General features: G+C 53.4%; 26 protein-coding genes. 13 read left to right on the forward strand and 13 right to left on the reverse strand.

Annotated features, from left to right (window positions below; genetic code table 11):
• Positions 1 to 49 precede the first annotated feature (49 nt).
• Both K3T82_RS19515 and K3T82_RS19520 read left to right on the forward strand, forming a co-directional pair.
• The gene (locus tag K3T82_RS19515; RefSeq protein WP_220195231.1) at positions 50 to 712 is read left to right on the forward strand and encodes a response regulator; all 663 of its coding nucleotides are present in this window, start codon (positions 50 to 52) and stop codon (positions 710 to 712) included.
• A 15-nt stretch (positions 713 to 727) separates the two neighbouring features.
• On the forward strand, positions 728 to 2,050 hold the full coding sequence (locus K3T82_RS19520; protein WP_220195232.1) for a sensor histidine kinase: 1,323 nt from the start codon (positions 728 to 730) through the stop codon (positions 2,048 to 2,050).
• A gap of 32 nt (positions 2,051 to 2,082) precedes the next feature.
• On the opposite strand, the gene K3T82_RS19525 is transcribed toward K3T82_RS19520, so the two are convergent.
• Positions 2,083 to 2,724, reverse strand: a complete 642-nt coding sequence (locus tag K3T82_RS19525) for a flavin reductase family protein (RefSeq protein WP_220195233.1) — start codon at positions 2,722 to 2,724, stop codon at positions 2,083 to 2,085.
• Positions 2,725 to 2,932: 208 nt separating this feature from the next.
• On the opposite strand from K3T82_RS19525, the gene K3T82_RS19530 reads away from it, so the two are divergent.
• Together K3T82_RS19530 and K3T82_RS19535 are read left to right on the forward strand one after the other, a co-directional pair.
• Positions 2,933 to 3,832 carry a DMT family transporter gene (locus tag K3T82_RS19530; protein WP_220195234.1) on the forward strand — a complete coding sequence of 300 codons (900 nt, stop codon included), beginning with the start codon at positions 2,933 to 2,935 and terminating at the stop codon, positions 3,830 to 3,832.
• Between the two features lie 277 nt (positions 3,833 to 4,109).
• Positions 4,110 to 5,114, forward strand: coding sequence for an ATP-binding protein (locus K3T82_RS19535; RefSeq protein WP_220195235.1), 1,005 nt, complete (start codon positions 4,110 to 4,112; stop codon positions 5,112 to 5,114).
• A 156-nt stretch (positions 5,115 to 5,270) separates the two neighbouring features.
• Here the strand turns inward: K3T82_RS19535 and K3T82_RS19540 are convergent, their stop codons facing one another.
• From K3T82_RS19540 to K3T82_RS19550, 3 genes are all read right to left on the reverse strand, one after another.
• Positions 5,271 to 5,999: an MBL fold metallo-hydrolase gene (locus K3T82_RS19540; protein ID WP_220195236.1), complete on the reverse strand. Its 729-nt coding sequence runs from the start codon at positions 5,997 to 5,999 to the stop codon at positions 5,271 to 5,273.
• 17 nt (positions 6,000 to 6,016) lie between these two features.
• Positions 6,017 to 6,577 (reverse strand): TetR/AcrR family transcriptional regulator, encoded by a 561-nt coding sequence (locus K3T82_RS19545; RefSeq protein ID WP_220195237.1) that lies wholly within the window; start codon positions 6,575 to 6,577, stop codon positions 6,017 to 6,019.
• Positions 6,578 to 6,977: 400 nt separating this feature from the next.
• The gene (locus K3T82_RS19550; protein ID WP_220195238.1) at positions 6,978 to 7,133 is read right to left on the reverse strand and encodes a hypothetical protein; all 156 of its coding nucleotides are present in this window, start codon (positions 7,131 to 7,133) and stop codon (positions 6,978 to 6,980) included.
• Between the two features lie 657 nt (positions 7,134 to 7,790).
• Between K3T82_RS19550 and K3T82_RS19555 the strand changes: the two genes are divergently transcribed.
• Positions 7,791 to 8,549 (forward strand): LLM class flavin-dependent oxidoreductase, encoded by a 759-nt coding sequence (locus tag K3T82_RS19555; protein WP_220195239.1) that lies wholly within the window; start codon positions 7,791 to 7,793, stop codon positions 8,547 to 8,549.
• A gap of 191 nt (positions 8,550 to 8,740) precedes the next feature.
• Here K3T82_RS19555 and K3T82_RS19560 read toward each other — a convergent pair whose 3' ends face one another.
• From K3T82_RS19560 to K3T82_RS19575, 4 genes are all read right to left on the reverse strand, one after another.
• A complete protein-coding gene (locus tag K3T82_RS19560) occupies positions 8,741 to 9,931 on the reverse strand; it encodes a PQQ-dependent sugar dehydrogenase (RefSeq protein WP_220195240.1) in 1,191 nt (396 codons plus the stop codon).
• Positions 9,932 to 10,231: 300 nt separating this feature from the next.
• Positions 10,232 to 11,020, reverse strand: coding sequence for an alpha/beta fold hydrolase (locus K3T82_RS19565; RefSeq protein WP_220195241.1), 789 nt, complete (start codon positions 11,018 to 11,020; stop codon positions 10,232 to 10,234).
• Positions 11,017 to 11,511, reverse strand: coding sequence for an SRPBCC family protein (locus K3T82_RS19570; protein WP_220195242.1), 495 nt, complete (start codon positions 11,509 to 11,511; stop codon positions 11,017 to 11,019). The genes K3T82_RS19565 and K3T82_RS19570 overlap by 4 nt, the downstream gene beginning before the upstream one ends.
• The gene (locus K3T82_RS19575) at positions 11,508 to 11,852 is read right to left on the reverse strand and encodes a metalloregulator ArsR/SmtB family transcription factor (protein WP_236031389.1); all 345 of its coding nucleotides are present in this window, start codon (positions 11,850 to 11,852) and stop codon (positions 11,508 to 11,510) included. The genes K3T82_RS19570 and K3T82_RS19575 overlap by 4 nt, the downstream gene beginning before the upstream one ends.
• Before the next feature lie 151 nt (positions 11,853 to 12,003).
• On the opposite strand from K3T82_RS19575, the gene murA reads away from it, so the two are divergent.
• Both murA and K3T82_RS19585 read left to right on the forward strand, forming a co-directional pair.
• The gene (murA, locus tag K3T82_RS19580; protein ID WP_220195244.1) at positions 12,004 to 13,509 is read left to right on the forward strand and encodes a UDP-N-acetylglucosamine 1-carboxyvinyltransferase; all 1,506 of its coding nucleotides are present in this window, start codon (positions 12,004 to 12,006) and stop codon (positions 13,507 to 13,509) included.
• A gap of 89 nt (positions 13,510 to 13,598) precedes the next feature.
• Positions 13,599 to 14,279 carry an O-methyltransferase gene (locus K3T82_RS19585; RefSeq protein ID WP_220195245.1) on the forward strand — a complete coding sequence of 227 codons (681 nt, stop codon included), beginning with the start codon at positions 13,599 to 13,601 and terminating at the stop codon, positions 14,277 to 14,279.
• A gap of 77 nt (positions 14,280 to 14,356) precedes the next feature.
• Here the strand turns inward: K3T82_RS19585 and K3T82_RS19590 are convergent, their stop codons facing one another.
• Positions 14,357 to 15,022: a class I SAM-dependent methyltransferase gene (locus tag K3T82_RS19590; RefSeq protein WP_220195246.1), complete on the reverse strand. Its 666-nt coding sequence runs from the start codon at positions 15,020 to 15,022 to the stop codon at positions 14,357 to 14,359.
• 489 nt (positions 15,023 to 15,511) lie between these two features.
• Here K3T82_RS19590 and K3T82_RS19595 point away from each other — a divergent pair, with 489 nt between their 5' ends.
• From K3T82_RS19595 to K3T82_RS19605, 3 genes are all read left to right on the forward strand, one after another.
• Positions 15,512 to 15,946: a GNAT family N-acetyltransferase gene (locus K3T82_RS19595; protein ID WP_220195247.1), complete on the forward strand. Its 435-nt coding sequence runs from the start codon at positions 15,512 to 15,514 to the stop codon at positions 15,944 to 15,946.
• Positions 15,947 to 16,109: 163 nt separating this feature from the next.
• Entirely contained in the window at positions 16,110 to 16,859 is a 750-nt protein-coding gene (locus tag K3T82_RS19600) for an SDR family NAD(P)-dependent oxidoreductase (protein WP_236031391.1), read from the forward strand.
• A 219-nt stretch (positions 16,860 to 17,078) separates the two neighbouring features.
• Positions 17,079 to 17,255 (forward strand): hypothetical protein, encoded by a 177-nt coding sequence (locus tag K3T82_RS19605; RefSeq protein WP_220195248.1) that lies wholly within the window; start codon positions 17,079 to 17,081, stop codon positions 17,253 to 17,255.
• Between the two features lie 104 nt (positions 17,256 to 17,359).
• On the opposite strand, the gene K3T82_RS19610 is transcribed toward K3T82_RS19605, so the two are convergent.
• Positions 17,360 to 19,585 (reverse strand): TIR domain-containing protein, encoded by a 2,226-nt coding sequence (locus tag K3T82_RS19610; RefSeq protein ID WP_220195249.1) that lies wholly within the window; start codon positions 19,583 to 19,585, stop codon positions 17,360 to 17,362.
• A 157-nt stretch (positions 19,586 to 19,742) separates the two neighbouring features.
• A complete protein-coding gene (locus K3T82_RS19615) occupies positions 19,743 to 20,114 on the reverse strand; it encodes a DoxX family protein (RefSeq protein WP_220195250.1) in 372 nt (123 codons plus the stop codon).
• 39 nt (positions 20,115 to 20,153) lie between these two features.
• On the opposite strand from K3T82_RS19615, the gene K3T82_RS19620 reads away from it, so the two are divergent.
• On the forward strand, positions 20,154 to 20,303 hold the full coding sequence (locus K3T82_RS19620) for a hypothetical protein (RefSeq protein ID WP_220195251.1): 150 nt from the start codon (positions 20,154 to 20,156) through the stop codon (positions 20,301 to 20,303).
• Positions 20,304 to 20,742: 439 nt separating this feature from the next.
• Here K3T82_RS19620 and K3T82_RS19625 read toward each other — a convergent pair whose 3' ends face one another.
• Positions 20,743 to 23,313 carry a sensor histidine kinase gene (locus K3T82_RS19625; RefSeq protein WP_220195252.1) on the reverse strand — a complete coding sequence of 857 codons (2,571 nt, stop codon included), beginning with the start codon at positions 23,311 to 23,313 and terminating at the stop codon, positions 20,743 to 20,745.
• A gap of 427 nt (positions 23,314 to 23,740) precedes the next feature.
• Between K3T82_RS19625 and K3T82_RS19630 the strand changes: the two genes are divergently transcribed.
• Together K3T82_RS19630 and K3T82_RS19635 are read left to right on the forward strand one after the other, a co-directional pair.
• Entirely contained in the window at positions 23,741 to 24,328 is a 588-nt protein-coding gene (locus K3T82_RS19630) for a GNAT family N-acetyltransferase (RefSeq protein WP_220195253.1), read from the forward strand.
• Between the two features lie 3 nt (positions 24,329 to 24,331).
• On the forward strand, positions 24,332 to 24,910 hold the full coding sequence (locus tag K3T82_RS19635; protein ID WP_220195254.1) for a hypothetical protein: 579 nt from the start codon (positions 24,332 to 24,334) through the stop codon (positions 24,908 to 24,910).
• A 60-nt stretch (positions 24,911 to 24,970) separates the two neighbouring features.
• Here K3T82_RS19635 and K3T82_RS19640 read toward each other — a convergent pair whose 3' ends face one another.
• Positions 24,971 to 26,530 (reverse strand): serine/threonine protein kinase, encoded by a 1,560-nt coding sequence (locus K3T82_RS19640; RefSeq protein ID WP_220195255.1) that lies wholly within the window; start codon positions 26,528 to 26,530, stop codon positions 24,971 to 24,973.
• Between the last annotated feature and the right edge of the window lie 9 nt (positions 26,531 to 26,539).

Genomic DNA, 26,539 nt, shown 5'->3' on the forward strand with positions numbered 1-26,539 from the left:
ATAACACAGCGCCTGCACCGGGCCTCTAGCTTGAGGAGAAGAAGTATCCATGACCGACACCATTCGTATCCTGCTCTGTGAAGACCAGACCCTTATGCGCCAGGGGCTACGCACCATCCTGGAACTTGAGCAGGGTTTACAGGTCGTAGGTGAGGCCGCCGATGGAGAAGAGGCGGTCAGCCAGTACAATACACTCCGCGATCAGGGCCTGGGTCCCGATATCGTGCTCATGGATGTTCAAATGCCACGTATGAGCGGAGTGCAGGCCACTGCCGTCCTCACAACCAGCGACGCGGGCGCGCGGGTGATCATTCTCACGACCTTTGATTATGAAGATTATGTCTATGACGCCATCAAAGCTGGCGCGATGGGTTATCTCCTCAAAGACGTACCCGCCGATGAACTGGTCGCGACCATTCGCCAGGTGTATGCTGGCGAAGCCTCCATCCAACCCAAGATCGCCAATAAACTACTGATGGATTTTGGGCGCAAGGGTCGAGCTTCTAACACCAAGCAGCAAGAAGAGCTAAGTCCACGGGAAATAGAGATCCTCAAGCTACTGGCGGAAGGTGCCAGCAATCGCAGGATCGCCGAGAAGCTCGTCCTGGCTGAGGGGACCGTCAAAAATCATGTCTCGAATATCTTGAGCAAACTACACACTGAGAATCGCACCCAGGCTGTTTATCTGGCACGACAGCGAAAATTACTCTAGTGGAGGAGGCAAATTATGTCAGCGCATTTCGATGTAGAGAAAGATAATGCACGCTTCTTTCGCTTCTCCAGACGTATCATTACGCTGTTCACGATCTTGATCACTCTCTATCTTGTTGTCATAACCACGGCCTTTCTGTCGAGCAACCAGGAATATATGCACAACTGGCGTGGTTTCGCCATTATCACGCTTTCAGCTCTAGCATTCCTGATCTATGCTGCCCAGTTCCGCATGAGCATCAAATTTAACTGGCCGCCACCCTTTCCCTACTCTGTAACCCTCTGGGTTAGCATGTATCTCGTCGTGACTCTTCTGGCGCTCATCAATCCCTTCTTTGCTTGGGATTTATATGTGCTCTTTGCTCTGGGATTTGGTTTATTTGAAGGGGCTTATCTCTGGCTTGCCGTGAGTATCATGGGCCTCACACTCTTCGCCTTTCAGGGCATTCTCGTATGGCCGCTCAATAGCGACGCGCTTGTGAGCATCGCGGGTCAGGCGCTATCACTCCTCAGTATAACCGGCTTTAACTCACTCTTTCAGCATTTAATCAGGGAGCGCTTTGAGCGCAATAGCCTCTTCCAACAACTTACCCAGGCGAACGGCGAGCTAGAGGAAGCGCATCGCCAGCTCGGGCAATCGGTTGTTCAGGAGCAGGAACTTGCGATCTTGCGAGAACGTACCCGGCTGGCACGCGAGATGCATGATACCATCGGGCACGCTCTGGTGCTGATCTCCGTCAAGCTGGAAGCCGCTCAGCGACTCCGCGAGCGTGATCCCGAACGCTGCGACCGCGAAATGGAATCTACCAAGCAGATCGCGCGCGAGACTATGACGGCCTTGCGTTCCTCTATCGCCAACCTACGCACACCGACGTTAGAGCATGAACCAATCGATCAGGCGCTTTCTCGCGCGACCACGGAGCTAGCCCAGCGCACCAGTCTCCACGTCGAATATACCTTTGAGGACACTATTGATCGGCTCCCTGAAGCACTCGAAGAGACCATCTGGAAGGTAAGCCAGGAAGCTTTCACAAACATCGAAAAACATGCCCATGCCCAACAGGTGCATATGCGTATTAGCCAGCGGGGCCAGAAGTTAGTGCTACACATCAGCGACGATGGGATTGGTTTTCCTCCCGCATTGTGCCAGACGCAGCCAGATGGTCGCCTGACATATAGTAGCCCCAGGGGACACTATGGATTGCGAGGGATGCGGGAACGCATAGAAGCCATTGGCGGGCACCTCGCGCTCCATTCCGCTCAGGGAGAGGGCACAACCATTGAAGCCGAATTGCCACTTTCCTCCGATGTTTTGCTTGAAGGGCAAGGCGCTCGCTAAAGCTGAGTGCCTACATATGGGCGCGAGGGCGCTTAACGTTGGTTGAGTACACTCTTCTGAGGTGGTCCGAAGACGGGGGCCAATCTTGAGGGATGGAGCTTTCCGCTCAGGCCAAAGAACTCGCAGAAGTTCATAATGAGGGGGCTCCACTTCTCAGGATCAATATAATGCTTCTCTCCTGCCATCAATAAGCGTTCCTCAATATGGACGCGTGTCACAACCGCCTCAATCCCTGCTAGATGGCTATCCTCATCCCCCAGATGGCGTATGTTTTGAATGCGCGCTTCTAACTGGACCGGGCATTCTAGTGCGCGCGGAGCCCGGACTAAATCGGAGGGTACGGCTGTCAATCCCGCCGCGCCAAACTTGTCAGGCTCGTAGCGATAGCCTTGTGCCGCCTTGCGCTCAGGTACCGGATTCTTACCTGTCAAGAGAGCGAGCTTGTCCACGGCCCCTACCAGATCCGCCGATGGTAGATTCAAAACACACTCCCGCTCACGCCTCAAATTCTCAACTGTCTTCGAGCGTGTACCCATCCCAAGCATGCACACATCGTTTAGCCACCAGGCAGACGACATAGGAGCCAGGTTGGGCGAGCCATCTTCATTTATAGTGCTGATAAGTACAACTGGTGTTCCAAAGTAAAGAATGTTCGGTTCAATTACTGTATGCATCGTTCGCGCTCCCTCATATTTGTATTGAGCACCAGTATAGATCAGATAAGGGTAGAAGTCTGGCGGGTTTCAGCCGTGAGCTTTGCCCGAGGCAACCAGAATGCTTGGACTATTTGTGGCTTGCAAATAGGCATGGGATCAGGTATCATCGGTCTTTAACTGACAACACCACACACGCAACGGCAAGCAGAGAGGAAAGAGAGACCGGATGCCCACACGCGACAAACCCCTGCAAGGATTGCTCTTCGCGAATATCGCCGTACTCTTCTTTGGCATGGCTGGGGTTCTGGGAAAGCTTAGCGAACTACCCGCCCCGCTTATAGTCTTTGGGCGGGCCTTTTTCGCCACATTGGTGCTGTTACTTACCTGCTGGCTATGGCGCGTCCCACTGCGTCCGCTTCGGACGCGCGACGGCTGGTTATTACTTGGGCAGGGAGCGCTCCTGGCGCTACACTGGGTGGCCTTTTTCCAGTCCATCAACGTCTCTAACGTCGCTATCGGCCTGCTCTCCTTCTCTAGCTTCCCCCTCTTCACCGCCGCACTCGAACCTCTGCTCCTGCGACGGCGTCCCAGCCATGTGCAGATTGTCGCCGCGCTCCTCATCCTGGTTGGCATTTACCTGCTTGTGCCATCTTTTACGCTGGAAAATAGCACAACACTGGGGGTTGCATGGGGGGTGCTTTCGGGCGCGACGTTCGCCCTACTCTCCGTCACGAATCTCTGGCTTGGGCGAACTTACCCCAGCCAGATGATTAGCCTTTATCAAAACGGAATCGCCGCGCTTGTCCTTACTCCCACTCTCTTTCTAAACAACACAAGCGCCCTCTGGACGCCTCGCGGACTCGTCATCCTGCTCCTCATTGGTATGATCTGCACCGCTCTCGCACACACCCTTTTTATTACCAGCATGCGGACGATTACCGCGCAGACTGCGAGCCTGTTAGCTAGCCTCGAACCTGTGTGGGGAATCGTCTTCGGGCTGCTCCTGCTCCATGATATTCCCACACCCCTCACATTGCTCGGTGGTGCCATCATTCTTGCCGCGACCATCCTGCCTGGAATAATAGCGCTTGGCAAGGGTACCCAAACCACCTCTTCCATCCCGTGATTTGCAGTCCAGGCTAGATTTGTCTCATCCTCAATCTGTTGTGATTTGCAAGGAGTGTAGAGTAAAAAGAGAAAGCTCGCGAGTAGGTTGACAGGATTAGGGGCTGCGAGAGGTATCTATGCTATACCACAAAAAAGAAAGCCAGTACCTTTGCCGCCATGACGCACACACATACACTTCCCCCTGGTGGCAACAGCATTACCTGGGCTATATAGTTGGACTATTTCTTGTTTTATTAAGCACGATCTTCAACCTCATTGTCAGGACCCCGCACTTTATGTGGACGCCATTTTGCTTTGTCACAGTCGTTGCTGGATTTATCTGGGGAGTTGGTCCTGCATTATTTACCGTGGCTTTAGGCTTCTTTGCCTTCAATATCTTCGTCGTTCCTCAATACGATTTACTAACCTCGCCTCTTTGGAATGATTTCAAATACCTCGCCCCTTTCGTCATCGCGCAATTCGCGATTGCGCTGCTCGCGGCTCAACATCATGTGCAATACAGACGCGCCCTCGCCGCCGAACATAAGATGCACACCTACGCGCGAGACCTCGAAGTAGCAAATCAACAATTGGAGCGAGCCAGCCATCTTAAGGACCAGTTTCTCATACGGGCCGCGCACGAACTAAGGACCCCACTCACAACGATCCTTGGGGAGGCGCAACTTGCTCTGCGCCGGTTACAGAAAGATACATCTGTGCTGGATATGCTTGTCTGGAAGCGACATTTTGAAAAGATTCGCGCGCGAGCCGAGACATTGCATACATTAGTAGAGGACTTGATCAATCTGAGTGGTTTAAGTTCAGAAGACATGCCATTAAGAATGAATTCATGCGATGTTAGCTCTATCTGCCAGGAAGCCATAGAGGAGCAAGGGACCTTCACAGGGCGAACATTGATATGGAAAGGTCCGCCCGCTCCTCTCATACTACAAGCCGATGCCGAAAGACTCTATCAGGTTGTTACTAATCTGATAAAGAATGCCATTCAGTATTCGCCCAGGCACAGCGTGATTCACGTCACCTTAAACACGGAGGCGTCCTCAATGCTCCTCCAAGTTCACAACGCAGGTCCCGCACTTCCTCGGGAGCAACAGGACCTTTTCTTTGAACCATTTTATCGCGCCCCCTCCGCTGAAGCCATGAACAGAGAAGGATGGGGACTTGGCCTCACCATCTGCAAAGAAATTGTTGTGCGACATCAAGGACATATCTGGATCACTTCCTCGGAGGATCATGGAGTGACCTGTTCGGTAAGCATTCCTTTCAAGAAGGAAGAATAGATATTTCATCCACACGCTAGCACTGTCAACGATCAAAGGCTCTGAGCTTCTTTATATTTAGGCATTGAGCTTTCGCTAATGGCGTACCCCACGGATATGTAAGCATTCAGCGTTAGGGTATGGCATTGGCGAAAGCTCAAGCATGCTTGATTCTACCTAAGAAGGCAGTCGGGCGACGAATTGATCAAATTGCTCCATATCAGTAAGCACTGGCCCATGCCCGAAACAGACAAGCGTTGGACGGAGTTGCGCAAGCTTACGAATAGAGCGCCAGTTCTCTTCAGGGTCCAGCGTAAAGACGACCGGCGGTTCATACAGGCCAGTTTTGCCCGTAATAGGATGATTATTACGCAAGATATCTCCTACAATCGCCACCCGATCAGACTCACGAAAGTACATCACATGACCCGGAGTATGTCCGGGAGTATGGATAACTCGAAATCCAGCAATCTCGTCCCCATCGCGCAGGCTCCGTTGAACAGGATAAGCAGGGCCCGCAAACCCCAACTCCATCAATTTTATGGCGGCAGTCCTGGGAACCATAGGGGCTTGCCCTTCCATACTCGCGATATCCCCTTCGGGGCAGGCAAGTGGGATGCCTCTGGTAGTACAAATTCGCTTGACCGCTCCCTGGTGATCGGGGTGGCAATGGGTCAGTGCCACCTGAGAGAGAGGGATGTTAGCCAGGCGCTTGAGCAATGTGGATGCATCCCAGCGCGAAGCCGCATCTATGAGCACATCTTCGATCAAATAGACATTGAAGAGATTGTCTGGAAAGCGGTTACTCAACTGCCAGACATGATGAGCGATCATCTTCATATGTAACCGTTGATCTGGATCAACGGCGGGAGGTTTCTGATGGGATGCAAGGTTAGATAAAGTCATAGGATTGCGCTATCTCCTTAGAAAAGATGCCGAAGCTCTTCCACAACCTGCTCTAAAGGTTGTGTGCTGCGCTCGGCTTGACAGAGTAAAAGCGCCCCCTCTATTACCGAGAGCGCGAAGAGTGCTTTAGCAGGAGCCCTTGCAGGCTCACAACCAGAGGCGATCAGCAAGCGTTCGAGGCGTGCCAGCCAGGAGCGGTAACTAGCGCGCGAGGCATGCTGTACAGGATCGCTGGTAGCCGCCATCTCTAAGGTGACAGTTGCCAGCGGACACCCCTTTTGAAACTGGGAAGCATGAAGGCGCTCACGAAAAAAAGTGGTGAGCAAGGAGAGCGCCATGTTCACATCCGTGGCTTCTCCAATGATAGCATCGAGTTCGTGAGTAAAGGCCTGCCCGGCGCTTGAAATCGCTTCTGCGGCCAGTTCTTCTTTCCCTCCTGGAAAGTGATGGTAGAGCGAGCCTTTAGGCGCGGCGCTTTGCTGGAGAATTTGATTTAGGCCTGTCGCATGATAGCCCTGAGCCTCCATCAATTCAACTGTGGTCGCGATGATACGAGCACGTGTTCCTTCTGTCTCCATAGTATCCTCCTGTACCGACTGGTCTAGCAATTATTTATAATTGTACCGACTGGTCTAGCGAAAGTCAAGGCCCATATAGCCTAACGAGCAAACTAAAATACACGGGTGAAGCTTCTTCTTTCATAAAGAAGAAGTCAGTAGAGGCTATGCTGGGAAACCGTACAACGACAGCGACGCAATCCCGACCAACAACGATGGGTGAGCGGATGCCCTGGCTTTAAGAGGAGTGGTAGAGCCAGCCCTTATAACATCCGTTATATCAGCAACAAGAATGTAAGGTCAGTGGTCTTGAAAGGGGGCCAGGACTTGAGGATTTGGATGAACACTCCTTCTAATGGTAAAAACGGGCGGACCCGGGAGATCCCCGGGTCCGCCGTCTGGTGATGCGATGGGGATGTCTTCACCACTCCGTGACATCGTCGAAGGTGCGGTGACCCTTGGGTCCGGAAATCTGATACCACGATTGAGAATCGCCGTACCCCTTCAGGCGCTCGTTCACGACCACGACCTGCCCATCCGAGAGCAGGTCCCTCTGGCTCGTGGAAGCGATGCGCATGAGCCGATCTTCATCCAGCCCCCTGATCACGTCAAGCGAGAGCGTCGGGATCTGGCTGTCCTCGAAGTACCCCTGCATGATCGACCTCCTGCGAGGTTATGGAAGGATCCTTGTGACCGCTTCCGAAAACGGATGTCTCAACATACAAGACTTTGTGGACTCGTCTGAGGAGCACAAAGTATGCCTCAGCCGACTCCGCAGAGTCCAGAAGTTGGTGACTTACCACATCGCCCAGAGCGAATGCTTCGCTAGTTTGGACTCCGCGCAAGGCGCGATCAGAACAGAAAGCAGCGAAGCGTCTCTCAGACCAAATCAGGCCTTGGAGAGATGAATGTGATGCTCCTTATATTAGCACACTTCACTCGTGAGTTCCAGGCATCCTCTTTTCTATCATCCTTCGATTAGTGATGGTGAATGCGATGACCTCGTGTAATGCAACGCTCCAGCAACAAGAGAGCACAACCGCAAATCTCGAAAGACCTCCAAGTCTTAGGGATCTGGATAAACATCCCATCTAAGTGGTGTGTGCTCACAACTCCGACATGATGCCTATCTGTGCATATACATGTGCAGATAGATGACAGAGGATGTCATATTCGCTAGAGTACACTTTATTTTCGTGAAGCGTACTCTAGCGAGCAGAAGGGGATTTATCGCATGCGTTTCGCCTTCAACACTCCAAATATGGGCATCTATGGTGATGTACGCCAAATGGTAGAACTGGCCCGAGAGGCGGAGGAGGCCGGTTGGGATGCCTTCTTCATCTGGGACCACATTGGATCTGGCCTTGACTGGCCCGCGAACTTTGCCGACCCCTGGATCATGCTCGCCGCGATGGCGATGGCGACAAAGCGTATCAAGCTTGGGCCTATCGTCACGCCCCTGCCACGCCGCCGTCCCTGGAAAGTCGCTCGCGAGGCAGTCACGCTCGACCACCTCTCGGAAGGTCGCCTGATTCTAGGGGTGGGCATTGGTAGCGACTTAGCTCGCGAGTTTAGCTGTTTCGGTGAGTTAGGCGACGACCGCTTACATGGGGAGATGCTAGACGAGGGGCTTGAAATCATCACACGCCTTTGGAGCGGCGAGGAGTTTAGCTATGAAGGGAAGCACTATCAGCTTAAAAAGGCTTGCTTCAAGCCGACTCCGCTCCAACAACCACGCATTCCTATCTGGGTCGCAGGAGTCTGGCCCAACAAAAGGCCCTTCCGTCGGGCCGCGCACTTTGACGGGCTTTGCCCTATCGCCAGTAATCGCTCTTTGACGCCCCAGGATTACCATGATATGCGCGCCTATATGCAGCCTTATCTTACCCGAGGTCAGACATTCGATATCCTTGCCTCGGGCAACACCACGGGCACGGACCGCCAGCAGGATCGCGATAACGTCCTTCCCTTCGCCGAAGCCGGGGCAACATAGTGGCAGGAAGGCGCTACCGAGAAGCAAACATTCGAGGAGGTTCGCTCCCGCGTGCGCATAGGTCCACCACTTCTATAATTGTATATGCTGCTATATAGTTTATGTGATAAAAGCAGCCTGCTTATAAACGTCAACCAGGCTGCTTTTCTAAAACATTTACACACCTAAGATTCATTGTGATGGTTACGCACTCAGGCGGGACCAAGACGAATCAGGCGGTCGTCATCAGCGGTAGGGTTGCCGCGTCCATCCTGATTGCTAGTAATGATCCAGAGCGAGCCGTCGGGTGCCTGGGCCACATTACGCAGACGACCAAACTTCCCTTGCAGGAGAGGTTCTTTCTCAAGAACATCGCCATTGGGGGAGAAGTGAATGCGCCAGAGTCGCGTCCCGCGTAGGCTAGCCACAAAGAGATCGCCCTCCCACTGAGGGATAGCCCCCTGCTTGAGGAAGGTCGTGCCACTTGGAGAAGCCTCGCTGGTCGCGAAGGTCACAATCGGGTTGACGAAGCGCGGGTCGTTACCCATGCCCTCTACCTCGGGCCAGCCATAGTTCTTGCCCGGCATGATCTTGTTCACCTCATCGAACGCGTTTTGTCCGAATTCGCTTTCGTAGAGTTGGCCCTTGCTATCCCAGGCAAGACCCTGAACGTTACGATGCCCATAAGAGTAGACCGCGCTACCCGAGAAGGGGTTATCAGAGGGAATCTTGCCATCAGGGGTTATCCGCAAGATCTTCCCGGCTAACGATTGTTTGTTCTGCGAGTTCGGGCGATTGGTCGCGTCTCCGGTTCCGATGTACAGCATGCCATCTGGTCCGAAGGCGATACGTCCGCCATCGTGATTGCCAGCGACGGGTATCCCTTGCAAGACGACCTGTGGTTGCTCACCCAGGCGGAAACGAACCACACGGTTATCCGTAGCCGTCGAATAGTAGGCATATATCAGTTTATCATCCTGATATTTAGGAGAGAGAGCGATTCCAAGCAGCCCTCCCTCACCCACACCCGCCTGTGGGATACGCTGCACTTCCTGCGTCTGCCCATTCTTATCGACGGTAAGCAAACGCCCGCCACGCTCAGCGAGCAGAGCGCGTCCATCCGGTAGGAAGGCGAGGCTCCACGGAATCGCCAGATGCTTGACCAGCACGCTCGTCTTGATGTCGACGCTGGTAGGCGCGGTCGTGGCCTTAGAGGTTGGTGAGGCAGTGGTCTGTGTTGTTGGGGTCGGAGTTGATGAAGTCGCGGTGGTATTGGAAGAGCTACAGGCCGAGAGAAGAAGGGTAATAGCTATGATCAGGAGTGTCCAGGGTGCGCGCGAGTCGCGGCGGCCCCGATGGCGTCCAACTTCGCTAGAATGGTTAATAGTCTTTCCTACTAGCATAAGCGCTCTCCTTGCTACAAGTTGTGATTGCTCCTCACTATAGCATACGCGAGATGCGTCAGGTATCCAACTATATAGCAAAAAGGTTCATACCATTTCATTGATCCACAAGAATTCTTCACCACCTGAGATGCTGAAAGGAGCAAGGAGAAGCTCAAGCGTTGCCCATGTACCCAAAAAGAAGCAACATCTCCGCGTTCAAGCGCTTGGTATGTGAATCAGAAGACCATGGCAGGTGCGTTTGCACCTGCCATGGTCTTCTAAGCTACGCGAGCTATACAAGAAGAGTAGGCATCAATATCAAGTAAAAAACGCTCTTAGCATAGGTACCAGCGCTTGCGCGTTCACCTCATGGTTCTGACCTTGCAGAGTGCGCTGCTTGGCGTTAGGAATACTACTTGCAAGCGTCATAGCTGTGATATGCATAAAAGGGTAGCTCTCGGAACCATCCATAATCAGTGTCGGGATAGTTACCCTGGCCGCCTTCTCAACTGGAACCGAAGCATCTTCACCCAGGATAGTAGCATCGTAGGCCATAGTAGGAGCCACCGCTTCCCACATTCGCCACATAGGATACTGATGCATCCCTCCAAGATGCTCGGCAGGCACCCCTAATAGAGTCATAAAAAGGCCCACAGCGTCACCTCGCCGATCAGCCGCCAGTGCCTCCGCAAGCTGCGCTCTGAACCCTCTCCAGGCTTGCCTTGCGTCTTCATCTGAATTGTATGGTGGCTCGTACATACCCAGTTTGTGTACCTTGCCAGCAAGCTTGATGGCCGCCTCCAGGGCAAGAGCCGCGCCAGAAGAGATCCCGAAGAGAAATGCCGACCCGCCCGCGTATGCGATGAGGGCTGCAATATCTTCTATTTCGCGCTCAACGGCGTATGGCAGTGTATCCGTGCTATCGCCCCTTCCCCGGCGATCATAGTGAAACACCGTGAAGTGCTCAGCCAATTGCGGTGCCAGTTGCGAGGTCTCAGATTCCATCGCTCGTTGCTCGAAAATACCGGGAACGAGGATGACTACCGGTCCCTGACCCAACTGATCGAAAGCTATACTGGTGCCGTCAGCAGACTGGACATGTTTCATTGCGTTACTAACCTTTTCAAAAGGTCATCAAGGCGCTCATAGGAGTCCTGGGTTCCATCTTCCATTCCACTCTGAAGCATTCCATCGCGGTCGGTGACTGACTGAAAAACGGATTGAGATGTGAGCCTGGTTCTGTTATCGGGTAGATCTTCAAAGCGTAGGGTCTCAAGGCAGACATGTCCCTTTTCAGGCAACCCTTCAAACTCAAAGGTATTAATAATGAGTTCAGGTGCAAGCACTTCATGATACACGCCATGAAAGGCATACACCCCACCATTCTCGTCTGTATTCAGGTAGCGCCACTTACCATTAGGCTCCGGCTCAAAGGACTCCAGGGTCAGATTTACTTGCCGTGGTCCAAGCCACTGAACATATAATTCGGGATCGGTGAAGGCTCGGAAGACAAGCTCGCGTGGCGCGTCGAATTCGCGCACAATCTGAATTTCTTGTCTCCCTGGTTCCGCGATGACTGTCGTTTTATTCGCTGTCATTGTGTTGCTTCTCCTCTTCTTCTTTGCGCTTCTTTCGCTTTTTCCTTTTCGAGAACTTCATCCAGCGCCTCAAAGCGCTCGCTCCACCTCTGCCTGGTCCGTTGAACCCACTCTTCAAATTGAGAGAGAGTTTGTGGATTGAGGCGGTATACGTGTTTTTGGGCGCGCTTCTCCATCTCCACTAGTTTGGCTTCGCGTAGGACCTTGAGGTGCTGCGAAATCGCCTGTGGGCTGACCGAAAAATGCTCATAAATCGCGGTGGCGGTTAACTCGCCATTGCTTGCAAGAAGTTCCAGAATGGTCCTTCTTGTCGGGTCCGCTAAAGCGACGAACGTGTCCATGTCAATATTATAAACCATTCACTTAATTAAGTCAATGCTTAAATAACATGCCGACCTATAGCAATGACCAGTTCAATCCAGACATTGACAGATTGTTTTATTGATTGTACACTGTTTAACGTATTGAACAAAGAAGAAGAGGTAATGACAAATGGGAAGCATGTTAGATACGCAACAATTAGCGGCGCTGCTGCGCGCCCGGCGTGGTGAGCGCGGCTTACGCGATATCGCACAGGAGATCGGGAATGTCAGCCCGGCGACGCTTTCGCGCATCGAGAACGGGAAAATGCTGGATGTTGAGACCTTCCTGCGTGTTTGCGACTGGCTTGATGCCAATCCGCAAGAGTTTATCAAGGAGTCACCACAGGGGGTACTGAACAGTCAGGCCCTACACTATCGTATCGAGGGTGGGCAACGCCTGGAGGGCTCGGTCGTAGTGCAGGGCGCGAAGAATGCTGCCTTACCAATTATTGCCGCTTCCCTGCTCGTCGCAAGGGGTCAGACTATCCTGCGCAACGTGCCGCTCATCCGAGATGTTTTCGCGGCTATCGAGTTGGCGCGCTCGCTAGGAGCAAAGGTTACGCTACACGAAGAGGATCAGGTGCTCGTCATTGACGCATCAAACCTGCACTCCAGCGAGCTCTCGCAGGAATTGACAGGCCAGTTCCGCGCTTCGGTGCTCTTCCTGGCTCCCTTGCTCCAACGCATGGAGAAGGTTTCTATCGAGGCTGTAGGCGGTTGTAGCCTGGGTAAGCGGAGCCTTGACTTCCATTATCGCGGTTTCGCCCGCCTGGGTGCGATCCTCACCGAGAATGGGCGGCATCTTGAGATGAGCCGCGCGGGAAACCTGCATGGGAACTACCTCTACCTTGATACCCCAAGCCATACCGGGACCGAGAATCTGATGGTCGCAGCCTGCCTGGCACAAGGCACGACGACCATTGAGAACGCCGCCCAGGAGCCTGAGATCGCGGATGTCGCTAATTTCCTCAATCTGATGGGGGCGCGTATTAGCGGCATTGGGACTGGTGTTCTTCACATTGAGGGAGTCTCAGAGCTCTCTGGTGTGGAATATACCATTATGCCTGACCGGATTGATGCCGGTACGTTCGCCATGCTGGCGGCTGCGACACGGGGCGAGATTTCGCTGGTGGGAGCACAACTGCATCACTTCGGGGTAGCGCGCGCCAAGCTAGAACAGATGGGCGTGGAATTTGAGCAGGACGGGCCAGTCATCCATGTGCGCAGCCATGAGACACTGCGCCCGATCAACGTGACGACTTGGCCTTATCCAGGCTTCGCGACTGACCTGCAACCACAGATAATGGCGCTCGCGGCCCTGGCCTCTGGCACCTCCTATATCCGTGAGACCATCTTTGATAAGCGCTTCGCCGCCGTCCCTGAGCTGGTCAAAATGGGCGCGAACATCACACTTGATGGAGAGGCGGCGGTCGTGAAGGGACCCGCTCACATCACTGGTAGCACCGTCACGGCGCATGATCTGCGCGCCGGGCTGGCCCTGGTCCTCGCGGGCGCGGTCGCCGAGGGTGAGACCATCATCGAGAACGCAAGCATGATTGAGCGTGGCTGTAGCGCGGTCATGCGCCGCTTCTCTCAGCTTGGCCTGACAATCTCTGAAGAGCGTGGGAACCTATAATCCAGCTTACGACTACGCATTAAAGCCATATGTAGGCGCTCAGCTTGAGCGAGCGCCTTCCCCACACGTCCGAAGAAGGGAAGGAAACCATGAACGTTGTACAGATGAATGAAGAGGGGCGAGCATACATCAATCGCGAGCTTGAGGCTCGTTTCGCGCCGGAGGATGATATCCTGCGGGCGGCGGTCAACAGAATAGTGGCTGCGCACGCGCCTACCATGCAGATATCCCCCTTGCAAGGCAAGCTCTTCCAGGTGCTAGCCCTGACGTGCGATGCGCACAAGATTCTGGAGATTGGTAGTATGGCGGGCTATTCTGGTATCTGGCTGGCACGCGCACTACCAGATGACGGAAAGCTTATTTCATTAGAGGTTGATCCCAAATATGCTGAGATGGCATGTGCGGCCCTGGCTGACGCGGGACTAAGCGAGCGAGCTGAGGTGCGTGTTGGCGCGGCCCTCGACCTACTGCCGACATTAGCATCCGAAGCGCCCTTTGACATGGTCTTCATCGATGCCGATAAGGTGAATAATCCACACTATCTCGATTGGTCGCTGCGCTTCACTCGACCCGGTTCGCTCATCATCGCCGACAATATCGTCCGCGCTGGTCGCGCGTTCCAGACTCCACCTCCCGACGAAAGTTCTTCCGGGGTCGCGGCTTACACACAACGCATCCTTGAGCATCCAAAGCTTGTCAGTGTCGCTCTCCCCTGGGATGATTCCGGCAACGGCCTCGATGGCTTCTCCATCTCGGTCGTGCGGGAATAGACAGAAGAGAGATAAGGAGCCGAACTGAACAGTGTTTGGAACTCCAAACACTGTTCAGTTCGGCTCCTTATGCCTGATTATGATCTTTGATAAAGAACTCGGAAGCGGCGAGTTGGCGATTCATCCTGTTCAAAGTAATCCTCGAAATTGACGAGATGAAGACCAGCAGCGGGGAAAGTCACGAAGTCGTCTCTTGTCAGAGGCAAGGGTAACACGCCGGGATCTTCTTCAGGTTCGCGACCGCGACAGATAATTAGTAATCTCCCGTCGCTGACTACAAATTTCGCAAGAGCAGGAACTGCACGTGCTCGTAGATCGGGTGGGAGAACCTGAAGAGTATAGGCTTCAAAAACGAAGTCAAAGCCTTGCGTCCAGTCCTCTGGAGCATTGAGCAAGTCGGCGGCGAGATAGGTTACGGAAGAGGTGGGAAAGCGCCGCTGACACCAGGCGATAGCTGTTGGCGAAATATCAAAGGCGGTCACCTGAAAGCCACGGCGAGCCAGTTCTTCAGCATCATCGCCCAGTCCACAGCCAACAACCAGCGCGCGCCGACCCTCTCCACGCACCTGCTCACGCTCCAACCACGCGAGCAGGTTAGGATTACAAGCCATATCGGCCCACACGATGGCCCTCTCATCCCCCTGGGCCTCATTATAGAGCACCTCGAACCATCCGGTGGCATTGCCCTGCTGCCTATATTCGCTAGCCAGTTGGCGTACTCTCATCCTTCTCTGGTCTTGCATTACGCTTCTCCTCCTTGATAGATAGATAATCATAACCACATGAGTATATAGCCTGACCAGTGAAATGTCTAATATCTCCACAGCAAGAACGTGATGCCAATAACGCATCAAACTCTCTCATAGCCGAACTCATGAAACTTGTGCTGCATAATACTGTATGGTCAATCTCTGAAAGAGGAGCTTCCTTACTTGTGCAGGTTAGCAGGTAGTTGTGCAAGCGTCTCCAACGGTCCATAGCCAAATGAGAGGCCACTGTTGAACAACCTATTGCTCTACCATTGGCTCAGGAGCAACCTCGTATTTGGCTGTTTTCGTTCCAAGGGAAAAGCACTACACTGGAGATTATCGAAGCCGATAGACAAAACCGTCATTGCCCAGTGGAAAGGCGGGGTACTCGATGCCCTGGGTGGCTTATTTACCAAATGAATGATTCATTTGTGGTGCAGTTCGCTCTATTCTTCTCACATATCTAATCAGGAGGAATGCTATATGATTAGTATCAGCAACCTCGATCCGTCTGATAGGTTGGCCTGGGAAGCGCTGTTCCGTGCGTACATTGACTTTTATCAGCGCGTCGAGCCACCCGAGATGTACGAGAGGGCGTGGCACGAATTCCAGAAAGATGTACACTTTCATGCCTTTGGGGCGAAGTTGAATGGCAGACTTGTCGGGATTACGCATTTCCTCGTCCATCCTAGTACGACGAGTCTCGACGTATGTTATCTCCAGGATCTCTTCACCGCTCCGGAGGCGCGCGGCAAGGGAGTGGCTCGCGCATTGATTGCCGCCGTGGCGGACTGGGCACAAGCTCGCGGGTGTATCCGTGTATACTGGCATACTCAGGCGTCTAACAGCACAGCCCGGCACCTCTACGATAAGGTAGCCAAAAACCGTGGCTTTATCCAGTATCGGATGGACCTATAGCACTAGTGCTCGGCGAGAATCTTCCCTAGTAACATCATCAGGTGCTATTGATATGTTAAACATATCAATAGCACCTGATTTATATATTGGACATATCCTTCTAACTGAGCTAGAGTAGAGGCCAGAGAAACCGGAAGCTAGCGGAGAAATGGAGTTCATCATCATGACAGAACGACGAATCATCATTATCACAGGGGGCGGGAGCGGCATCGGGCGGGCTTGCGCACGAGAGTTCGCGCAAAAGGACGAGCAGGTTGTCATCCTGGGGCGGAGCGCGGAGAAACTTCAGCGCTGTGCTCAGGAGGAGGGATACGACATCGCGTGGAAGCAGGCAGACGTTAGCCAGCGCGAACAGGTTGAGCGGGTAATCAATGAGATTGTCAGAGAATATGGGCGCATCGATGTCCTGGTGAATGCGGCAGGCTTCGTACTTGGCGCGACCACAGATATGCCGCTCGCCGAGGCTGAGGCGAACTGGGATGCCGTACAGGAAACCAATCTCAAGGGTAGTTTCTTGATGACCGTCGCTGCCGCTCCCCACATGCCGCGCCCCGGTGGTAGGATTATCTATATCAGCTCTATCGCAGCCTTTACTGGAGGGAGTCGGGCGGGCTCAACAGCCTATGCAGCCGCGAAAGCGGGTGTGCTGGGCCTGACCTATGGATTCGCGCGCGAACTAAGTGAGCGGGGTATCACAGTCAACGCCATCGCCCCCGGCTTCATCGCCAATACCGAATTCACCTGTAACTGGACCGACGAGAAGATCCAGGGCATCATCGCGCAAACCCCTGTAGGTCGCGGTGGTAGCGCCAAGGATATCGCGGCCTCAGTAAGTTATCTGGCCTCGCCCTCCTCTTCATTCGTCACAGGAGAGGTCCTGAACGTCAACGGAGGCTGGCTCTTCGGTCGCTAGCATTCCCTTGTATAGGCTCGAAACGCATGTTATACTCAATATACAACACTCAGGTTACTCGCCTCTACATCGCTTCAAGTGGTGGACGAGTGACCGATATCGCAAGCTCATAATCTCATCGCAGCAGTTCGCGCGGAGGGCGAGCACGCGAAGGAAACATTCACGCTGGAAGAGGTTGAGCCTGTAACCCCTTCCCCGGCTAAATTGGAGGTCCTGGCAATGGCGTACACATCCCGGGAGGCAAGGAATCTCACGATTGGCGAGATCGGGCGGATGCGGCCCGAACAACTCCGCGATCTCAAGGCGCTGCCCACAGTCTCTGTGGACTTGCAGGCCCACCAGAAGAAGGCCTTCAACGATCGAGCTGAGAACCTCGGCATCTCCGAACGGGTGTAGCTGACCGTCAACGCCAGCAGCACCAATGAGCGTGCCTGGGGAGCTTCCCCAGGCACGCCAGCCGTTTTGGCATCTCTACTACATTATGAACTGACTCCTGCCAATTATTCACCTTGTCCTTCTCCTGATATGCGTTCAGTAGGGGCAGATTCATTTTGCGCGGCAAAATACTCTAGCAGCAATTGATGAATAAACTGGTAGTTTCCACCTAAATGACTGAGCAGGTGGCGGGCGCGAGCATCTTCGAGGAAGGCTGTAGCATGTAAGGGAAAAATGCCCGCACGCCACAGCCAGAAACGGATCAGGTAATGCCGAACAAGTGGGCAAAAGAGGTAAATCATCAAGCCCATCAATATGCCAGTCAGTGCTCCTATGAGCGTTCCGGCGAGCACAAATGTGAGCCCTCTAGCCACAAAAGTTGCAAGGCCTCCGGCCATAGTGAAAATTGCCGCGCAGATTCCCACGATTGCTAGCGTTATGATTGGATCGTCCCCTATATGGAAGAGGCCATGAGCGAAAGAAAAGCGAATATTGGTCGTCGCAGGAAGGAGATGGACTTCGACATATTGTTTCGGAACTACATCCAGGTCACGCTCAATAATTACTGTAGTATCTGGTGCTTCTATCACTCCTCCAACAAACCCTCCAGCTAATACAAAGATCAGCACCTCAACAAGCACAATTATGAGTATGCCTGTAGGATTGAGGAACAAAGCGAAGGCCAGGGCAAAGATCAGCGTCCCTAGTAGTCCAACGACTAGTCCCAGGCTCCATTCATACCACTTGTAGAGGCGAGGCCATTGGTCAAGCCAGTCAGATTGCAGAATTTCTAACTCAAATGCTGTCAAGTTGTGTTTACTCATCTGTTCGGCGAGATAGCTTAACCAGGAACGTGTCTGATCCAGCGTATAGCGTTTGACTGGCCTATCCTGTTTGCTCTGTCGTACCGCTCCTTTTTCACGCACCATACGCTCAACATAGTCGGTCCAGATACTCTCTACAAGTCGGATCTGTTCAAATGGTAGGTTGTGAGGAGTCACTCCACGATACACTAATATCATCACATTGAGCATTAAAGGCGTGGTAATGAGATCTTGTAAGGCAGGATTTGTGATAAGTGCATCATGTAAACCCGAAAGTGTTGGTCCACATTTTCGGATCACATTTTCGGCCTGGACTGTCGTGAGAGGCTGTACAATCACTGCGTTCTGGAGCAACAGTTGCTCTTTCATAGAAGCAACATCATACTCGGCCTTGCGGCTACATACAACTAAAGGCATGCCAAACCTGGAACGGCGAAAGATATTGATCGCGGCAATACACTGGGGACGTGCAAGTTCTTCCATCTCATCTAGACCATCGAACAGTGGAAGCACCTGCCCCTCTTCAATCCAGCGCTCTCCTAACTTGCGAGGCACATTGTAGATTCGAGCAAGTTGCTCTGCCAGCCACATATTAAGGGATAAGCTACTTCCTCCCCACGAGGATAATGGCACAATTATCGGTAGGGGGTACGCAGTATCTGCCTCCGCTCGCGCAATAAGATCCATCGCTAGATGGAGTAAAAGCGTCGATTTGCCCACACCCGGCACACCAAGGATGAGCAATTCTCCTTCAGCCTGATCAAAAACGGAGAGAATTGAAGTTCCTTCAGGAAGCGGGCGTTCGGCGCGGTCAGGAAGTTGATGCAGGAGATGGGATGCGTTAAATACACTCTCCGGTCGCTCAGAGAGCCCCAATTCAATCCAGGTGATGCCTTGCAATAATCCATCGAGCAATGTCTGATAGGTTCGGCGTAGGAGTCGGAGTATACGCTCCCGTTCAGAGGCTCCCACAACAGGGGTATTCCTACGAGCCGGCAGGCCGAGCAGGCGTTGTAATCCTCGAACGGCTTGCTGCCAGCCTTCATCTGGCGAAGCCCATGTCGTAATTGCAATTCCATTGGCGGGTAATGATGTGAATGTCCCTAATTCTGACTCCTCCCAGGCGACTGGGCGCACTATAAGGGGAATAATATGCGTGCCATTCCTCAACTTCCGCTCGACAGCCTCATGCATAAGAGCACGACAGGTATCGTCGGCAAAGAAATCCGCGCTCAACAGCAAGATCACACCATCTGCCCGTTCTAGATGGCTGGCTAACTCGGACATACGCTCGGCTCCAGCCGAAATCTGACGTTCAGACCAACAGGTGAGGAGTCCAGCTTGTTGAAGAGGTAACAGATGAGCTTCCCACTGGGAGAGCAAAGGCCCATCAGATAAAGCAGCCACACACATGAGAGAGAAAGGGCGAGCCTCTCTCTGATGCTGCTGAAGCACAGTACTGCTCACGTTTCTGTTTCTCTCTCATTGCTGTCAATGTACTCTCAAACAGTAAACCTGCAAGAGCAGCAAATAGGTCTTACCCATTAGCCAACTTGATACAAAGTATTCAATTAATAAGGTTCAACAGTAGTATACCAGATGCGAAGCGGTTATCCCAGGGATCTTAGAAACGAACAAGAGCGAAGCGTCCAAAAGCGACAAAAAAAGCCAGCAGGAAAATGACGGAATTGAAGATGATGTTTGAGAACTCCTTGCGCTTAGCATGGAAGATACTGGCATAGATCATGACAAGGCACAGGCCAAGAGCGGCAACAATGGTCAGGTCAGTCAAGATATGAGTAACTCCGGGGAGGATCAGACCAAGAGAGCCCAGCGCCTCGCATGCCCCAATGTAACGGACAACGAACGGGCGCGTCTCCTTGATCCAGGTGAAACTCTTTTCGAGCGAGCTTATCGGCGAAAAAAGCTTCATACCGCCAACCCAAATAAAGAACAATGCGAGCAGGGCTTGTAATATCCAGAGTGCTATATTCATTTTTTCTACTTCTTTCTCAAGGGGTAATGAGGCTGGGACATGAATGCTGCACCAGGCGCGATCAGTAGCCACGTGAGCCGCCTCCACTCTTCGTTCATCTCTCGTCAACAACGGGTGACTTCCCAACTCTATAATAGTAGCACGATTTATCAATACTACGCTACTTATGGAGCATGCCGAGGAGCATAAGTCGTCTCGATGGACTCGGCGCAGGCGAAAGCTCTGCGCCTACATATAGAGGGGAACATGTACGCGTTAGAGGCCCCAAATGGCATCGGCATCCGATGTTTTTAGGTTTGTTAGAAATGGTAGGATAAATAATCTTTTGAAGGGGTTCTCATCATCTACGGCAAACTCCGCTTTGGTCGTTTCTTTGGGTATCTTAACCACATCCAAAAAATTAAAAAGGTAGACAACGAGTATTTTTCGCTGGCTGACGCGTCATCAGTATGACCCAAGCCAGGTGGAGATGCAAAACAGAGATGCAGTGATGTGCAGCAAGGCCGCCAGATTCAGGCAGGGCATTCAACGCCGAATTGATCCGCAAGAATCTGGTCTGTGATGGCGGCAGCAGCTGTTTCGGTCATCATCGTCTCAGTTGGCGCGCGTGGCATGAGCGTCAAACTGTTCAGTCATCCTTCATGAGAGGAAGGGTCACCGTAAAGGTCGAGCCTTTTCCAACAGCGCTGTCCACTGTGATGGTTCCTCCATGATGTTTGACGATCTCAGCCACAATATAGAGCCCCATGCCCAGGCCCGGAATCGCTTTCCGCTTGGAATCAGCGACCCGATAGAACCGCTCAAAAATTTTGTCGTGCAGCTCTCGCGGGATGCCCAGGCCATGATCGTGGACACAGATCGTGACCGCATCGTCGGAGGCGGAGAGATCCATCTCAACGGTCCTGACATCTGGCGAATACTTGATGGCATTGCTCAGCAGGTTGGTAAAGACCTGTCCCAGCCGATCACGATCCGCTAGGAGGCTGACCTCCACTGCGCCACGCTCCAGGATGGTATAGCTTGGATGGAGGTGATGGATGGTGGCGGTGACCTCCCGCAACAACTCGTTGAGGTCCACCTGCTCCCGGACATACTCCAGCCTACCAGCCTGGATCTTGGAGACATCCAGTAACTCTCTAATCAGACGTTCGAGTTGTTTGACGGGACCCTCCACCCGGGAAAGCGCGGTGGCGGCCTCGTGCTGGGATTGCTTTTCCAGTCGTTTGCGCACCAGTTGGGTCTGCATCTTCATGGTGGTGAGCGGGTTTCTCAGTTCATGGCTGGCCATGCTGATAAAGGCATCTTTGCGTTGTTCCAACTCCTTACGCGCCGAATTATCCAGTACAAAGGAGACCATCTGCCACGGTTGGTCCTGGAAGATCACGCCACCCACCAACACGGGAAGGCGGCTGCCATCTTTACACACCAATTCGGTTTCAAAGGGGGTGGTCTGCCCGCGTGCAGTAAGCTCCTGGATCGAGTGCTCGAAGAGCGGCGCTTGTTCTGGAGATGCGATGTTCATACGGCTCAACGTTCGGCTCTGCACCTCTTCTCGGGTATAACCAGTCATGCGAAGAAACGCCTCATTGGCGTCCACGATCACTTCTCCTTCCATCTCGACAGAAGTAATGCCGATAATATTGGAGTCTATGAGGGCGCGAATACACTCCTGACTCTGGCGTAAAGCTTCCTCCGTTCGTTTCTGCTCCTCAATGTCAGTGCTGGTACCAAACCAGTTGACGATTTGACCTCCTTCATCGCGCATCGGCATGGCGCGCGTTAAGAACCAGCGATACTCTCCATTCTGGCCATTTTTGAGACGCTCTTCGTGCTCAAACATGGTTCCCATATCCAGGGCATGCTGCCAGTGGGCTCGGGTGCCTTCCTGATCAGCAGGATGGATGAACTGGAGATGAGCCATGCGGTCGTTTTGCACGTGTTCAAGCGTGAACCCGGTATAGTCTTGCCAGCGCTGGTTTGTATAGTCGTGCTGGCCATCGGGTCGTGCCACCCATACCATCTGCGGCACCGTTTCGGCCAGCACGCGCAAGCTCTCTCGGCTTTCTTTGAGCTGCTGCTCCGCCTGCTTCTTCTCATCGATGTCGGTACTGGTGCCAAACCACTTGAGAATCTGGCCTCTTTCATCACGCACAGGCATGGCGCGGGCTAAGAACCAGCGATACTCCCCAGTCGTGCCCTGATGCAGGCGCACTTCCGTTTCATACACCCCGCCGGTCTGGACAGCGTGCTGCCACGCGGTACGTGCGCGGTGCCGGTCTTCCGGATGCAGTGTCTGCATCCATCCCTCCCCCTGGGCCTCTGCGGTGCTCTGACCGCTATAGTCGTGCCAGCGTTGATTAAACAAGTCATGAAATCCGTCTGGTTGCGTGGTCCAGACCAGCTGAGGTATGGCATCGATGAGGGCATGGATTTCAGCTTCGGCTCGCTTGCGCTCAGTGATGTCGATGCCGGCGATGACGAGGTACGCGATGTGGTGATCTGCATCCCTGTGGGGAGTGACCGCGACATCCAGGTGACGGTCCAGGCCTTCCCTGGGGTGAATGATCGCCTCGAACCGCACGGTTTCACCTCTGCTGGCTCGCGCGATGGCGGCACGCAGTTGCTCTTGACTGGTCGGAGAAAAGGACCACCACCGGGTTTCGGTGAGCGGGTAACCAATGACCTCCTCGCGTCGGACGCGCGCCTCCACCAGGGGAGCCTCATTGATCTCCAGGACGATCCCCTCGGGGGTCAGAACGCCGACCCTGCTATACAAGCCATCCAGGTCCTCGATAGAGAGACGCTTGCCCTGGGGAACTGGCGCCTCTCGTCGGGCTGCGGCTCTGCCCTGGTGGACGTGCACCATCAGCCCCCCAACCGTGGGAGAGAGATGCACGTGCAGCCAGGTTCGGGTCATGGGAGACACATACTCCACTTCGCTTGGTGCTCGGGTATGTCTGGTCTGCTGGACGGCGTGGTAGAGTGCAGCGCTCACCAGTTGGTGAGCACCCCGCCAAAAGGGCTTGCCCACTATGTTCTCTCGTGTGACGCCGAGCAGGGCCTGCGCGCTCGCATTGGCATAGACAATTGTGGCGGCGTCATCGACGAAAAATAGCGCACCTGGAAGCGTCTCAAGAAGTGTGAGGGGCATATCACTCGATGCAGGAATGACATGTTGGGTTTGTTTGGTATTCGACATCGTGCGGTAGCTCTCCCTTTCACATACCCCCATCCCTGAGAACGAAGACGCATTCCTGCTCTAAACTCAAGAAATATATTGCATATGATGTGCTATATTTGAGAAACAAGCAAGCTGTACCATACTTTTGTCGGGGAAATCGCTCGTTCGTCTAGGTGCCCATGTGATATGTCAATAGTATCCTTATCTAAACAGTAGGATGAACCTTAGTACCAGAATATGTAGGCATTGAGCTTTAGCCAACGCAGCACCCCAGCGACAATACTGTACTCCCCACTTAGACGCTCATCTTAAGTAGGCGCAGTGCTTTAACCTGCGCCGGGCATTTCCCTCTACGTCAGCACTTCTCCGCTGCTACCCTCACCCTATCTCCTGCTCAGTTGTGATACCATATGAAGGTCTATCTACTGGGAAGGATTAGCAAAATATGTCTATAGAATCGGCTTTTAGCCAGTTTCCTACGCTTACTACGGAGCGTCTAAGATTACGCCAGATACGACCCAATGATGCGGAGTCGTTCTTTGAGATATTTTCGGATGAGGAAGCCATGCGCTACTACGGACATGAGCCTCATACGTCGATTGAGGAGACGCGCGCGCGGATACAACGCATTGGGGAGCAATATGAGCAGCGCGAAGCCCTGCGGTGGGGCATCACACTTAAGGATGATAATACAATTCTCGGTTCATGTGGCTTTCACCATCTCAGAGCTGACTTTAAGCTAGCCGAGACAGGCTACGAACTCAAGCGCTCCCATTGGGGCCAAGGCATCATGGCCGAGGCTGAGGCAGCGGTACTGGAATATGGTTTCAATGAGCTTGGCTTCCATCGCGTTGAGGCTATCATTGATATCGTCAATGGACGCTCGAAGGGCCTACTCCTCAAGTTGGGCTTCACCTACGAGGGGAATTTGCGCCAGCGCTTTTACTTCCAGGGTGGTTTCGAGGATGAGCACTTCTTCGGTCTCCTCAAGGAGGAGTGGAACGCACGCGATAGAGCCACAGGAAAGGGGTAACATATGTTAGCATATGTTTTCTGGCATCAGCGAGCCGAAGAAGTTTCACGCGATGAGTATCAGCAACGGCTAATAGCCTATCACCAGATTCTACAAGAGCGCCAGCCAGAAGGTTTTCAGGGCTCATTCGTATTGGAGATGTCACATCTGCCCTGGATGCTAGAGGGACCCGAGGTCTACGAGGATTGGTATGTTGTCGAGAACTCGGCGGCTCTCGATCCACTGGATGAGGCAGCGGTATCAGGCATTTGCCGCGAACCCCATAACGCCGTGGCAAGGTTGGCAGGTGACGGTACAGGCGGGCTCTACCGCTTGAAGAGTGGTACATTCGACCGCCAGCAAGCGAGCGCCATTCGTCACGCAAGCTATTTCAAGAAACAGCCCGGCATGAGCTACGAGCAGCTATATGCCCTCTTAGACCAGAGCAATGTCGAGAGCCAGGGCATCCTCTGGCAGCGCCAGATGACGATGGGTCCAGCCCGCGAATATTGCCTGCACTCAACTGAGGTAGCCGCACTCCCCGCCGAGCTAGAAATTGTCCACATCGAGGCACGCCCCATCTATACTCCAGAGGCCCAGTAATGAAAGAGATCATACACTGCGGCAAATCGCGGCGTATGATCTCCGCTCCCAAGATACTAATTAGCGCACCTGCTGGTTGCGTTGCTTCCCAAAGAGATTGGCAATCAGGAGTATGATAACAAGTAATACCAGACTAAGAACCTTACCGTCGATGTTGCCTCGGAGATACCCCCCATAAGTCAACAAATCGCCAACCTCAGTGACCAGTAAGCTAAGAAGGCTCCAGACAATAGCTATCCCTATGGCTTTGGCACTACGATAGTTGCCACGTGTACTCACGAATGCCAGTCCGGCAATAAAACCCGCAAGTATAGCAGCAATGCAATTTATCACGAGCATATTTGACGGAACCGAACTAAATTGATAGAGGAGCATATCTACGAGCACCGGAGCGAATGATGTTGCTATTCCAACCCAGGGGCCAAACTTGGTTGCGAAGAAGAGGCTCAGAGCCAACGCCACTGCTAATCCCAAGAAATAACTAACCTGATAGCCGAAAACTTCGAATACACCAGTGAGGAGAATACCGATGATCAAGGCGATAAATTGTTTACCGGTCAGAACCCAGGCACTCGGTTGAGCGGGGATGCTGGCAGGTCCTTGCGGCGTTGCAAGGCTCGTTGCGGAGACCTGCGCCGATGGAGTGAGGTGGGGGAAGTTGGCGGCGGGGGTCAAGACTGATGGAGGCGTCATCGCTGGCGTGGATTGTGCAAGGGTTACTGGCTGCTGTTGCCCTGCCTGTGCGGGTAGGGTTGGCTGTACGGGTGGCGCACCAGGACTGGAGGTTACCGAGATGGCAGGTGCCTGACTCTGGCTAGCCTGCTCAAGGGCCGTGGCGAAGGCTTTGACGCTGCCAAAGCGCTGCTTCGGATCTTTGGCCAGGGCGGTTGTGATGACCTGCTCGACATGAGGTGGAATGTCTGGCAACTTCTCGCGGATGGGCGGGACAGTGGCGAACATATGCTGAGTACACAGCTCGGTAAAGGAGCCATGGAAGGGACGCTCGCCCGTCAGCCATTCGTAGACCACGATGCCGAGCGAGTACTGATCGCTTGCGGGACGCGGTTTGCCCTGAATCTGCTCCGGCGACATGTATGCCACCGTACCGATGACGTCCTGTGTACTCTGATAGCGCGAACTCTGCGCCACCAGCGCGATCCCAAAGTCACTGAGCAGCACCTCGTTCTGACGCCCCAGCAACATATTCTCCGGTTTGATGTCCCGGTGCACTAAACGCTCGTCATGCGCGTACTGCAAGGCAGAGGCAACCTGCTTGACATAGGGAGCCATGGTCGCCAGGGGAAGGCGCGTGCCACGTGGATAGCGCTGGCGCAGGGTTCCCTGCGGCGCGTAATCCATTACCAGAAAAGGCACTTTCTCGGCGAGACCGAAGTCGAGCACGCGCACAATGTTGGGATGCGTCAGGCGAGCAATGAACTGCGCCTCGTGTAAAAAGCTCTCAGTATCATCCTGTCCCGAGAGCTTGGTATGGAGAACTTTAATGGCGGCGGGGGTCTTAAGGTAAATATGCTCGCCATGGTAGACTTCCGCGAAGCCGCCCTCTCCCAATAGCTGGGTGAGGATATAATTCCCTAACTGCTGTCCAGTACGATCTACCAAATCTCAACT

It is taken from the genome of Ktedonospora formicarum (assembly GCF_016587355.1).
Classification (GTDB): Bacteria; Chloroflexota; Ktedonobacteria; order Ktedonobacterales; family Ktedonobacteraceae; genus Ktedonobacter; species Ktedonobacter formicarum.